Here is a 12,213-nt window from a genome sequence, read left to right on the forward strand (position 1 = left end):
ACGGCCATGGTGGCGCCTAGTCCAGCCGGATACCGGCTAGGCGCACCACCTGGCCCCACTTGTCGTACTCGCTGCGCACGAAGCGCTGCAGATCCTCGGGTGTGCTCCCGGCAGGTTCGGCGCCCAGCTTGGCCAGGCGCTCCAGCAAGGCCGGGTCCTTGAGCGCGCTCACCACCTCGCCTTGCAGGCGCTTGACGATGGCCGGCGGCGTGCCGACTGGCGCAAACAGGCCGTACCAGGCGCTGACCTCGTAGCCCGGCACGCCGGCCTCGGCGATGGTGGGCACCTCGGGAAAGGCGGTGGAGCGCTTCGCATTGGCCACCGCGATGGGCCGCAGCTTGCCGGCGCGGATGTGCGGCTCCACCGTGGCCAGGTCGAAGGTCATGTCCACCTGGCCGGCCACCACGTCGGTCACGCCCTGCACCACACCCTTGTACGGCACGTGCACGATGTCGATCTTCGCCATGGTCTTGAGCAGTTCGCCCGCCAGGTGCTGCGAAGCTCCTGCGCCGCCCGAGGCGTAGGTGAGCTTGCCCGGGTGGGTGCGCGCGTAGGCCAGCAGGGAGCGCATGTCGGTCACCGGCACCGACGAGTGGGTAACCAGCATCAGCGTGCCGCTGGCCACCAGGCTGATGGGCGCGAAGTCCTTCAGCGTGTCGTAGGGCATGCGCGAGAACAGGTGCGCGTTGACGGCGTTGGTACCGATCGAGCCCATCAGCAGGGTGTGGCCGTCGGGCTTGCTCTTGGCCACGGCGTCGGCGCCGATGTTGCCGCTGGCGCCGGGCTTGTTCTCCACCACGAAGGGCTGGCCCAGGCGCTGCGCGGCGTGCTGTGCGATGGCGCGCGCCAGGATGTCGGTGAGCCCGCCGGCCTGGAAGGGCACCACGATGCGCACCGGTGCGTTGGGGTAGTCGGTGCTGCCTTGTGCGGCGGCGGTGAGGCTGGCGGCGGCGAGCGCCAGGGCGGCAATGGTCTTGTGCATGGTGTCTCCTCGTGCTCCGTGGGGTGGGTGGCCAGGATCAGTGCGTCCCGTCCAGGATCGCGCCGTCCGCGCGCAGCCGCTCACGCAGGGCCTGCACGGGGATGGTGGCGAAATCGGCGTCGCCGCGAGGGCCGCTGTCCAGCAGCATGGCCGCTGCGGTGCCGGCTGCCTGGCCCATCGCCAGGCAGGGACCCATCACGCGCGCGGATCCGTGGGCGCCGCGATCGGCCGACAGGATGCGGCCCGCGGCCACGACGTTGGGCACGCCCTGGGGCAGCAGGCAGTCCCAGGGGATGTCGTAGGATCCGCCGTCCTGAACGGGGATGCGGATTTGCCCCGTGCCCGACTGGTGGATGTCCACGTGGTGCGAGCCCTTGGCGATGCCGTCCTCGCGCTTGCGCGCGCCCAGCACGTCGTCCTGCGACAGGCTCTCGCGGCCGACGATGCGGCGCGTCTCGCGCACGCCCACGCGGGTGGCGATGCCGCTGTAGGCGGCCTGCTCGAAGCCCGGCACGTGGCGCTGCATGAAGGACGCGCACTGAAGCACCTGATCGGACAGCGTGGCCAGCGTCGCGCTCAGCGCCTGCGTGCGCGTGCCGTCGATGCCACCGACGCGGGTGGTGTTCAGGCACACCTCGCCGCGCTGACGCGAGGTGGGCTGGATCATGATCAGCGCGGTGGGGTAGAGCTCGCCGCGCGCGATGGCGCCAGTCACCAGCGGGCCGTCGCCCTTGAGGAACACCGTGGGCTCGCCTTGCTGGCGCGCTGCCTCGGCCAGCTCGCGGTCGGTGCGGCCCTGGCGGATCGCCTCGCTCTCGCCGAGCGCGAAGTGCTCCGGGTGCGCGTGGAGGAAATCGAGCAGCGCCTGTGTGCGCACGCCGGCCATGCGGAACATCAGCGAGACCGGTTGCAGCTCGCCGTCGGTGCCGCCTTGCAGCACCTGACCACCGACCGCGCGCACGATGTCGGCGTCGCCCGAGCAGTCGATGAACAGCGGCGCGCGCAGCTCGGTGATGCCTTCCTTGTTGCGCACCTGCAGCGCGCGCACCGTGGCGCCGTCGCGCAGCACGCCGGTGGCGCAGGTGTGCAGCAGCAGGCGCACCCCGGCGCGCGCCAGGCAGCGCGCCACCGCGAGCTTCATCACCTCAGGGTCCAGGCACACGTACCAGATCAGCCGCCAGTCGTTGAGGGGGCCGATGTAGCCGCCGAGCCGCTCGCACTCGGCCAGCAGCTCGCGGCCCGTGCCGCCCAGGATCCACTCGCCGCGCGCGTTCAGCGCGCCGTCGATGGCCATGCCACTGACCAGCTCGCCCCCGGGCAGGGCGCCGGCCTCCACCAGCGTGGTGCGCGCCCCGGCGCGCGCGGCCGCCAGCGCGGCCGCCACGCCTGCCGCGCCCGCGCCCAGCACCACCACGTCGCTCTCCATCACCTGCCGTGCGGCGGCGAAGTCTTCGTTCATCGTCATCGTCTGCCTTGCTCCATCTGCGTCCCGCTCAGGTGATCGGGCCTGGAAAAATTATTCCGGGGCCCCGTCGTCTTGTGGGCATGGATCGGCGCGGTTTTTCCGTATAGTGGACAAAATGTCCCGAGCCCCTTCCACCACCGATGGCGCGCGCAGTCTTCACCGCGCGATCGGCCTGCTGCGCCTGCTGTCCATGCGCACGGCCACCGGCTGGCGCCTGAGCGACCTCGCGCAGGAGGCCGCGCTGGAGCATTCCACCGTGCACCGCATGCTGGGCTGCCTGCTCGACGAGGGCTTGGCCGTGCGCGTGCCGGGCACGCGGCGCTATGCGATCGGTCCGCTGGCCTACGAACTGGGCGTGGCCGCCGCGCCGCACTTCGCCATCGAGCGCCTGGCCGCGTCCGCACTGGCGCGGCTCGCGGCCGAGACGCGCGACATCGTGTTCCTCAACGTGCGCAGCGGCGCCGAATCGGTCTGCGTCGCGCGCTTCGACGGCCGCAAGGCGCTCAAGGCCTACACGGTGGACGTGGGCACGCGCCGACCGCTAAGCCTGTCGGCCGGCGGGGTGGCCATGCTGATCGCGCTGCCGCGCGCGGAGCAGGCGCGCCTGGAAGCGCTCAACCTGCAGGCCATCGTGCGCCGGGGCGAGGCGCGCCAGACCGCCGTGCGCCGCATGGTGCAGCGCTCGCGCCGTCTGGGCTACGGCTTCAACCAGGAAGACATCATCCCGGGCATCGCCGCCATCGGGGTGGTGATCCGCGCGCCGGGTGGCGCCCCGGTTGCCTCGCTGAGCCTGGCCGCTACCGGCACCGACCTCATGCCGCGCCAGACCCGCCTGCTGGCGCAGCTGCGCCGCCAGGCCGAGGCCATCGAGGCCCAACTCGGGACGCTGCGCTACCCGGGCTGACCCTGCCCGGATTGCAGCCGCGCGTGCAAAAAATTCAAGGCCCGCGCGGTGAGTGGCCGCTACCATCGCCGCCACTATGTCCGCGCCCCACGACGCGCTGGCCCCCGCCGCTGCCCCCGGGCAGGGCTTCGTGCCGGCCAGCGACCACCCATCCGCCCTCATCGACCAGGTGCGCGCCGCCGTGGCCGCGCGCGCGCCGCTGCGCATCGCCGGCGGCGGCAGCAAGGCCTTTGTGCACGCGCCGGCCGCGGGCGCCGCGCTCGACGTGCGCGTCCACAGCGGCATCCTGAGCCACGAGCCCAGCGAGCTGGTGGTCACCGTGCGCGCCGGCACGCCCCTGGCCGAGCTGGAGGCCGCGCTGGCCGAGCACGGCCAGTGCCTGCCGTTCGAGCCGCCGCGTTTCGGCGCCGGCGGCACCGTGGGCGGCGCGGTGGCCAGCGGCCTGGCCGGCCCGGCGCGCGCCAGCGTCGGCGGCGCGCGCGACTACGTGCTTGGCGCGCGCCTCATCAATGGGCGCGGCGAGCTGCTCACTTTCGGCGGGCAGGTCATGAAGAACGTGGCCGGCTACGACGTGAGCCGCGCGCTCGCGGGCAGCTGGGGCGCGCTCGGCGTGATCACCGAACTCAGCCTGAAGGTGCTGCCGGTGGCGCCGGCCGAGGCCACGCTGACCTTCGGCGTCGACCAGTCCAACGCGCTGGAGCGCTTGCACCGCTGGGGCGGGCAGCCGCTGCCGCTCAACGCCTCGCGCTGGCAACGCGAGGCCGACGGGGGCGATCGCCTGTTCCTGCGCCTGCGCGGCGCCGCCGCGGCGGTCGAGGCCGCGTGCGAGCGCCTGCTCGCCGAAGCGCCGGGCCAGCGCCTGGACAACCCCCCCGCTGGCGCCGACTGGACCGCCTGCCGCGACCAGCGCCTGCCCTTCTTCACCAACGCGCCCTCGGCCGACCATGGCCTGTGGCGGATCAGCGTGCCGCAGACCGCCGCGCCGCTGCTGGCCGCCTGGCCGCAGCTCATCGAATGGCAGGGCGCCCAGCGCTGGCTGTGGGCGCCGGTGGCGGCCGCCGATGAGATCCGTGCCGCCGCGCGCGCGGCCGGCGGCCACGCGCAGCTGTTCCGCGCCCCGGCCTCGGGGGACGGCGGCGTGGCGCGCGCGGACACGCCCAGCCCCGCGCTGCAGGCCGTGATGCGCCGCCTGCGCGAGGCCTTCGACCCGCACGGCATCTTCCAGGCCCCGACCCTGATATGAGCCCCCACCCTCCGCACTTCGTGTCGTCGCTGCCCCCCAAGGAGGCGCAGGCCTCCCTCGGGGCGGCCCAGCGGGAGGCCTGACATGCAGACCCAGCTCGCCCCCGAGTTCCAGGGCACCGCGCGCGGCCGCGAGGCCGAGGCCATCCTGCGCAAGTGCGTGCACTGCGGCTTCTGCACGGCCACCTGCCCCACCTACCAGCTGCTCGGCGACGAGCTGGACGGCCCGCGCGGGCGCATCTACCTCATCAAGCAGGTGCTCGAAGGCGCCACGCCCACGCGCAAGACGCAGCGGCACCTGGACCGCTGCCTCACCTGCCGCAACTGCGAAAGCACCTGCCCCAGCGGCGTGCAGTACGGCCACCTGGTCGACATCGGCCGCGCCGTGGTCGAGGAAAAGGTGCCGCGCCCCACGGGCGAGCGCGCCGTGCGTTGGCTGCTCAAGGAGGGCCTGTGCTCGCCGCTGTTCGGCCCGGCCATGAAGCTGGGCCAGGCGGTGCGCGGCCTGCTGCCCGGCGCGCTGCAGGCCAAGGTGCCCGAGCCGCGCCCCGCCGGCGCGTGGCCCACGCGCGCGCACCCGCGCAAGGTGCTGATGCTCGCGGGCTGCGTGCAGCCGTCGATGTCGCCCAACATCAACGCCGCCACCGCGCGCGTGCTGGACGCCGCCGGCATCCAGGCCCTGGTGGCGCCCGAGGCCGGCTGCTGCGGCGCGGTGAAGTTCCACCTCAACGACCACGGCGGCGGCCTGGCGCAGATGCGCGCCAACATCGACGCCTGGTGGCCCTTCGTGCAGCAGGGCGCCGAGGCCCTGGTGATGAACGCCTCGGGCTGCGGCGTGATGGTGAAGGACTACGGCCACCTGCTGCGCGGCGACCCCGCCTACGCCGACAAGGCCGCGCGCATCAGCGCGCTCACGCGCGACCTGTCCGAGCTGCTGCCGGACCTGGTGCCCGCGCTGAAGCCGAAGCTGGCGCGCCGGCCCGATCCGCAGCGGGTGGTGGCCTACCACCCGCCCTGCACCCAGCAACACGGCCAGCAGCTGCGCGGCGGGGTGGAGCGCGGTCTGGGCGAGCTCGGCTTCACCGTGCAACTCGCGCGCAACGAGGCGCACCTGTGCTGCGGCTCGGCCGGCACCTACTCGGTGCTGGAGCCGCAGATCGCCCACGAGCTGCGTGACCGCAAGCTCGGCCACCTGGGCGAGCTCCAGCCCGCTGTCATCGCCAGCGCCAACATCGGCTGCATCACCCACCTGCAGAGCGGCACGGCCACGCCCGTGCGGCACTGGGTCGAACTGCTCGACGAGGCGCTGCAGGCCTGAGAAGGTGCCAGCAAACCCGCCATGGCCGGCATGATTCCCGCGCTCGCCACCCTGCTGCTGTTCCAGCTGTTCGGCGAGGTGGCCGTGCTGCTCACGGGCGCGCCCGTGCCGGGGCCGGTGGTGGGCCTGGCCCTGCTGCTGGCCGCGCTGGCGCTGCGCCCGGCCTGGCTGGACGCCATCAAGCCCACCGCCCAGGGCCTGCTGCAGCACCTGTCGCTGCTGTTCGTGCCCGCCGGCGTGGGGGTGATGCAGCACCTGCAGCGGCTGGGCGACGAGGCCCTGGCCATCGGGGTGGCGCTGGTGGTGAGCACGCTGGTGGGCCTGGCCGTCTCGGCCTGCACCATGGTGTGGCTCATGCGTTGGCAAACGCGCCGTTCGCAGGGGCCGCGGTGAATCCCGAGGCCCCGCGCCGCCTGATCGACATCTGGGTCTACCTGGCGGCCACGCCGCTGCTGGGCCTCACGCTCACGCTGCTCGTTTACCACGCCGCCTTCGTGCTCTACCGGCGCAGCGGCTTTCACCCCCTGGCCAACCCGGTGCCGCCCACGGTGCTGGTGCTGGCCACGCTGCTGTGGGCCACGGGCACGCCCTACGCCACCTATTTCGAGGGCGCGCAGTTCGTGCACTTTCTGCTCGGCCCGGTCACGGTGGCGCTGGCGGTGCCGCTGTTCGAGCAGCTGCACCGGCTGCGCCGCCTGGCACTGCCGCTGCTGGCGGCGCTGGTGGCCGGCGCGCTGGCCGCCGCCGCCACGGCCATCGTGGTGGCCTGGGCGCTGGGCGCTTCGCCCGCCACCATGGCCTCGCTCGCGCCCAAGTCGGTCACCATGCCGGTGGCCATGGGCATCTCGGAAAAGATCGGCGGCCTGCCCTCCCTCACCGCCGTGCTGGTGATGGCCACGGGCGTGCTGGGGGCGGTGGGCGGGCGCTTCCTGTTCGATGCCCTGCGCCTCCACGAGCCGGCGGCGCGCGGCTTCGCGCTGGGCACCATCGCGCACGGCATCGGCACGGCGCGCGCGTTTCAGGAGGGCGAGGAGGCCGGCGCCTTCGCCGGGCTGGCCATGGGCCTGAGCGCGCTGCTCAACGCGCTGGTGCTGCCCTCGCTGGCGGCGGCGCTGCTGGGCTGGCTGTCGCGCGGCGCCTGAGCGGTCGCGGTCGCGGGCGGCCTGCTCGGGCGCGCGCAGCGCGCGGTGCTGGTCGATCGGCGTTCATCCTTCCTTCGGATGCCAGGGGAACGGCGGGCCGGGCGCCTGCCACGTAGCAGGCTTTCCGCCTGCTTTCAAACCCCAACGCACCGCCAGGAGCCTTCGCCATGGTCCCGCACAACAAACGCCCTGCCCAGCCGAATCTGGACGTCAGATACACCAAGCAACTGCAAAAGGACGCCAAGGCCCAGGCGGCGCTGCGCAAGGTGGGGGATGCCGGCCACTTCGTGGGTGCCGTCGTCGTGGGCAACGCTGGCGTGGCGGTGGTGAAGCTGGTGCAGCAGGTGTTCAACCTGAACAGCCGTACGCCGTGGATCAAATCCCTGCACGACCAGCGCAAGTACGAGCGGGAACGCTACCGCGGCATGGACCGCCACTACAAGGACCACAAGGCCCACGCCGACCGGGTGGCGGCCCGCGACGACCGCGACATCGCCTGGGCCAATCGGACGCTGCAGCAGCAGCGGTTCGATGCCCTGCTCAAGGTGTTCGAGCATATGGGCGCGGCGCTGGCGGCGAGGCCCGCCGAGTGCGGGTATTCGAGCGACGACCTGAACCGCTGCGTCGTCAAAGGCCTGCAAGAGATGGTGGACAGGGGCGTCATTTCGCCGGACGACTGCGACCAGGTCACGGTGGATGGGCGCCCGGGTCTCTACCGCGCCGATGGGGCCAACGCGCGCTTTGCCGAGTCGCGGCTGTCGCCTCTGACGCTCAAGCCCGAGGCCGCCGCCCAATGCCGGGCCGCCATCGCATGGGAATACCTGGCCGCCGGGCTGGTGTCCGCCGAGGTGCTGGAGCAGGTCGACTACCCGAAGAACGAACAGGGCGACTTCCTGTTGGACGACGCCGATCGGGCGTCGATCGAGAGTTCCAGCGGCAGCCCCTCCGGATCTCAATAAAGGCCGACCGGCCGCGGCCCCAAGGCCTTGGCCTAGGCCACCGGCCGTTCGACCCCGGACAGGGCGTTGTCGTACAGCGCGTTCGCCTGCGCCGCGCAGCGCCGCAGCTCCTCGGCCAGGCGGCCTTCGTGCAAGGGCTCCTGGTCTTCCCTCAGGCGCACGCGCAGCACCAGGTGCCGGCTGTCGCGTTCCAGGCCAATCACCTCGCCGCGCTCGCCGTCGAGCGAGAGGTTGATGGCCAGCACCTCCTCCAGCAGCTCCACCGGGTTGGCTTGGGTGCCGATCGGGCCCAGGTCGGCGTAGCAGAAGACGCCCTCGGGGTCGTGTTCTTCCTCGTGGAAGGCCCCGACCTTCACGCCGTCGAGGACCACCTCGCCACCGGTGAACAGGGCGTTGGGGTCGCGCAGGCCCAGGGCGCGTGCCGTGCCGCGGCACAACTCCTGGAATTGGTCGGGGGTCATGGGTCGGCCTTTCCTCGGACGGGCGCCCGGGGCGGTGACCGGGCCGGAGCGGGGATTCTGGTCGCCAGCGGCTTGCCCGGCCATCTGCCAAAGGGATGGGCGTCCTAGCGACTAGGCCGGGTAGATGGTCAAGGAACGATCACGAGGGGCGCCGCTACTCAGGCCGCGAGTTGGGTTTTCCGACTGGCCGCCGTCCCGTGATCGGGATGCCCCTTCTTCCTCGCCGTTCCTCGCCATGGGCTTTTCTCCTCTCAAACTTCAAAACCCCCACAAGACCTGGAAAGAGCTTTCGACCGCTGGCGCGCTGAGCCGCGCGGCCAAAGATGGTGCGCAGCAGGTCACGCGCGGCGTCAAGGCCGCGGCACTGTTCCTGCCCAACCTGAAGAAGCAGGTCTTGCGGGGCGACCCGTCCAAACCCGTGCGCTGGATCGATGACAGCCGCAAGACACAGCGCGAGAACGAGCGCCGTGCCGCCAGGAATCCGGCGGCGCCTGAGGCGCGGACTGACGCCCGGACTGACGCCTGGGTCAAGGCCGGTGCCATGACCGGGTCTCGAGGCGACGTCAAGCTTCAACTGGCCGGGGCGCGAGCCGGCGCCCCGGCCCCAGCCGCCCCGCTCGCCACGCCAAACGATGCCGCCCAGGTCCCCGCGCAAGCCCAAGCCATCGAGCGGGTGGATGCCGCGCTGAAGACCTATGACCAGGTGCTTAGGGGCGACAAGCGCGAGTCGTTCGATGGCAGCGAGTTCGATCGCGTGGCCTTGATGGCCCTGCGCCGCTTGCGGGACGACAAGGGCCTTTCGGAGAGCGACTTCGCGCGGTTTGCGGGGGCGGGCGACGGCTTTTCGACCGAGTCGGCCGCCGATCGCGGCAAGCGCTTTTCTCCGCTCGGCGGCGAGGCGGACCCCGTGCGCCGGCTGTGCGAGGCCACCATTGGCGAGGCGTGGCGGCGCTTCATGGAAGGCCGTTGGGGTCAGCACGGCGAACAGCGGCCCATTGGTCCGGACGCGCTGGCGGCATGGGCGCAGGCCCATCCCGCGGCGCCGGACCAAGCGCCCGTGGAGGCGGCGCCCGACGCGGGTGCCACGCTGCTGAAGGACATTGAACACGGCGCCAAGCAGGCGCTTCAACAGCTCCAGGGCTTCTTCGCGGACCGCCTGTTCGGTGGTGAGCCGGACCGCGCGCCCGACGCGCCCACCCAGGACGGGGCGGGCTCGACGCAAGCCGCGCCTGTCGAGGCATCGGTGCCGGCCGTGGCGACTCTCGACGATCTCGAGAATGGTTCGCCCAAGGCCGCGGTTCGGTCCACAACGCCACCGGTCAAGGAGCCCGTGAAGCGCACCCGGGAAGAGAAGCTGGCACAGGTGGACAAGGCCTGGGCGGCCTACGGCACGGTGCTGGGTGGCGAGGTGCCCGAAGGCGCGAAGACATCGCTGGACGCCGAAACGCTTCAGCGCTTGGCCAGCAACGCGATGTTTCAGCTGCACGACGCGGGCTGGATCACGCAAACCGATGTCGATCGGTTCAACGCGCCGGATCGCTTCATCACGCGCGAAACCAAGGACGAGCGCGCTCAGCGCTTCATCCCAGGCGATGCCCCCAACCGGGCCGCGGCACGCCAGCTGTGCGAAGTCGCCATCGGCCAGGCCTGGGCCCGTGCGTACGGTGCCGACGGGGACAGCGCCCCGGCCGACCCCTTCACCATCGGTGAGTGGCGCAAGCGCGGCGCTCCTGCGCAGGCGATCGCGCCGACGCCCCTCTCCTGAGGGTCTGGCGGACCTGCAAGGCCCGTGGTTGGCGACCGGTCAAGCCGCCAGCGCCGCCTCGATATCGCTGGCGAGCTTGGCGGGCGCGTCCTGCGGCGCGTAGCGCTTGAGCACCTGGCCGTCCTTGCCGACCAGGAACTTGGTGAAGTTCCACTTGATGGCCTTGCTGCCCAGCAGCCCCGGCGCCTCGGCCGTGAGCCAGCGGTACAGGGGGTGGGCCTCGGCGCCGTTGACGTCGATCTTGGCCATCATGGGGAAGCTCACGCCGTAGTTGAGCTGGCAGAAGCCGGCGATCTCCTCGTTGCTGCCCGGGTCTTGCGAGCCGAACTGGTTGCAGGGGAAGCCCAGCACCGCCAGGCCGCGCGGGCCGTAGGCCTTGTGCAGCGCTTCCAGCCCCGCGAACTGCGGCGTGAAGCCGCAGGCGCTGGCGGTGTTGACGATGAGCATCACCTGGCCCTTGTAGTGGCTCAGGGGCACGGGCTGGCCGGTGATGGACAGGGCTTCGAAGTCGTAGACGCTGGGCATGAAGGGGCTCCTTGGGTGGGCGCGCGGTGTCCGGCGCGCGACAGAATCTTCACATGGCGGCACCAGCGGCGCCGCATGCCGTACCCAAAACCCAGGCGGCACGCCATACTGCGCCGTCCGACAAACGGTTTCAAAAAGTGTCGAACCACGTGGAGCGGGTAATGGAGGCTGCCTACACGGTGGCGCTGGTGGGCTTTGCCCAGCACGAAAGCGCCACATTCGAATCGTTCTTCCGGCTCGCCGCGCGGCGGCCCCCCGCCTACCGGGTGCAGGAAGAGGTGCTCGACGCGCAGCTGCTGCTCGTCAACGCCGACAACGCGCAGGCCGTGGCGCTGGTGCGCGGCGCCTCGCTGCCGGGGCGTGTGCTGCTCATCGGCGCCCACGACGGCGGCACCGGCTGGCCGGTGGAGCGCAAGCCGGTGCGCCTGGTCTCGCTGCTGGGCTCGCTCGACGCGCTGGTGGGCCTGCGCACCGCCCGGGCGGCGGCCTCGGCGGCGCCGTTGGCGCCGGGCTTCGCGGCCACCGAACCCTTCAAGGCTTCCCAGCTGCACGGCCTGCAGGCCAGCATGCGCCTGGCCAGCGGCAGGCCGCAGCCGATCGCGCCGCTGCCGCCCTCGGCCCGCGCCCGGCGCCGCTCGCCCGAGACCGAGTTCCCCCCCACGCGGCCCATGACGCGTGAGGAGGTCATGTCCATGATCGCTCGCGCGGCCGACATGGCCGGCGAGGCGGCCGCGGGCGCCCGGGGTGCGCCGCCGGCCAGCGCCGCGCCATCGCCCGCCGCGTCCCCGGTCCCGCCCGCCGCGCCGGCCCCAGCCCCGGCCGCGCCGCGCGCCGGCACCGTCAGCATTCCCCTGCGCGGTGTCACCGACTACGCCGACCTGGAAGACCTGCTCAATGTCGCGCCGCCCGCGCCGCGTTCGCCGCGCTCGCGCCTGCCCTCGCGGCTGCGCCAGGGCGACGCCTCCGTGCCCGAGGTGGCGCGCGGCGACGCCCTGCTGGTGGGGCAGAGCCTGGTGGAGGGCCGCATCCTGCTCAAGCGCCTGCGCAAGTACGAGCTGAGCGTGGACTGGTGCCGCGAGCCCGCGCAGGCCCAGGCCATGCTCAAGGCGCACCCCTACCGTCTGGTGGTCATCGACCGCCTCGGCGGCGAGCCCGACGCCTTCCAGGTCTGCCGCTGGGCCAAGCAGGCCAAAGGGCCCAAGGGCGCGGCCACGGTGATCCTGTTCGCGCCCAGCGCGGGCAGCATGGAGCGCATGAAGGCCGGACTGGCTGGCGCCGACGCCTACCTCTCGCGCTCGGTGAGCGAGGCCGACCTGTACAAAGTGCTCGCGCAGCACCGCCTGGTCAGCCTCAACGGCTTCGCGCCCACCAACGTGGGCAATTTCTGAACACTTGCAACGTGTGGCGTGACCCAAGCCAGAAATGCCACGGAACCGGCTTTGCCGGGCCG

At 72.3% G+C, this 12,213-nt stretch carries 12 protein-coding genes; 8 read left to right on the forward strand and 4 right to left on the reverse strand.

The annotated features are described in order from the left end of the window. Positions 1–16 precede the first annotated feature (16 nt). A complete protein-coding gene (locus BHU06_RS15750) occupies positions 17–982 on the reverse strand; it encodes a tripartite tricarboxylate transporter substrate binding protein (protein ID WP_070400162.1) in 966 nt (321 codons plus the stop codon). 37 nt (positions 983–1,019) lie between these two features. Beyond that, entirely contained in the window at positions 1,020–2,441 is a 1,422-nt protein-coding gene (locus BHU06_RS15755; protein WP_175442871.1) for an FAD-dependent oxidoreductase, read from the reverse strand. 121 nt (positions 2,442–2,562) lie between these two features. On the opposite strand from BHU06_RS15755, the gene BHU06_RS15760 reads away from it, so the two are divergent. From BHU06_RS15760 to BHU06_RS15785, 6 genes are all read left to right on the forward strand, one after another. Continuing rightward, a complete protein-coding gene (locus BHU06_RS15760; RefSeq protein WP_070400164.1) occupies positions 2,563–3,351 on the forward strand; it encodes an IclR family transcriptional regulator in 789 nt (262 codons plus the stop codon). A 76-nt stretch (positions 3,352–3,427) separates the two neighbouring features. Next, positions 3,428–4,594: a glycolate oxidase subunit GlcE gene (gene glcE, locus BHU06_RS15765; RefSeq protein ID WP_083293267.1), complete on the forward strand. Its 1,167-nt coding sequence runs from the start codon at positions 3,428–3,430 to the stop codon at positions 4,592–4,594. Between the two features lie 84 nt (positions 4,595–4,678). Beyond that, positions 4,679–5,911 carry a glycolate oxidase subunit GlcF gene (gene glcF, locus BHU06_RS15770; RefSeq protein ID WP_070400165.1) on the forward strand — a complete coding sequence of 411 codons (1,233 nt, stop codon included), beginning with the start codon at positions 4,679–4,681 and terminating at the stop codon, positions 5,909–5,911. Between the two features lie 21 nt (positions 5,912–5,932). Then, a complete protein-coding gene (locus BHU06_RS15775) occupies positions 5,933–6,304 on the forward strand; it encodes a CidA/LrgA family protein (RefSeq protein ID WP_239478226.1) in 372 nt (123 codons plus the stop codon). Then, positions 6,301–7,053, forward strand: coding sequence for an LrgB family protein (locus BHU06_RS15780; protein ID WP_070400166.1), 753 nt, complete (start codon positions 6,301–6,303; stop codon positions 7,051–7,053). The genes BHU06_RS15775 and BHU06_RS15780 overlap by 4 nt, the downstream gene beginning before the upstream one ends. Positions 7,054–7,220: 167 nt before the next feature. Further along, a complete protein-coding gene (locus BHU06_RS15785; RefSeq protein ID WP_070400167.1) occupies positions 7,221–8,012 on the forward strand; it encodes a hypothetical protein in 792 nt (263 codons plus the stop codon). Positions 8,013–8,044: 32 nt separating this feature from the next. Here the strand turns inward: BHU06_RS15785 and BHU06_RS15790 are convergent, their stop codons facing one another. Beyond that, a complete protein-coding gene (locus tag BHU06_RS15790; protein ID WP_070400168.1) occupies positions 8,045–8,473 on the reverse strand; it encodes a CesT family type III secretion system chaperone in 429 nt (142 codons plus the stop codon). A gap of 235 nt (positions 8,474–8,708) precedes the next feature. Here BHU06_RS15790 and BHU06_RS15795 point away from each other — a divergent pair, with 235 nt between their 5' ends. After that, on the forward strand, positions 8,709–10,238 hold the full coding sequence (locus BHU06_RS15795; RefSeq protein ID WP_139147086.1) for a hypothetical protein: 1,530 nt from the start codon (positions 8,709–8,711) through the stop codon (positions 10,236–10,238). 39 nt (positions 10,239–10,277) lie between these two features. On the opposite strand, the gene BHU06_RS15800 is transcribed toward BHU06_RS15795, so the two are convergent. After that, positions 10,278–10,763, reverse strand: a complete 486-nt coding sequence (locus BHU06_RS15800; protein WP_070400170.1) for a glutathione peroxidase — start codon at positions 10,761–10,763, stop codon at positions 10,278–10,280. A 161-nt stretch (positions 10,764–10,924) separates the two neighbouring features. Here BHU06_RS15800 and BHU06_RS15805 point away from each other — a divergent pair, with 161 nt between their 5' ends. After that, positions 10,925–12,151, forward strand: a complete 1,227-nt coding sequence (locus BHU06_RS15805; RefSeq protein WP_070400171.1) for a response regulator — start codon at positions 10,925–10,927, stop codon at positions 12,149–12,151. The last annotated feature ends 62 nt before the right edge of the window (positions 12,152–12,213 follow it).

The sequence above is a fragment of the Hydrogenophaga sp. PML113 genome (assembly GCF_001777155.1).
Taxonomy (GTDB): domain Bacteria; phylum Pseudomonadota; class Gammaproteobacteria; order Burkholderiales; family Burkholderiaceae_C; genus Hydrogenophaga; species Hydrogenophaga borbori.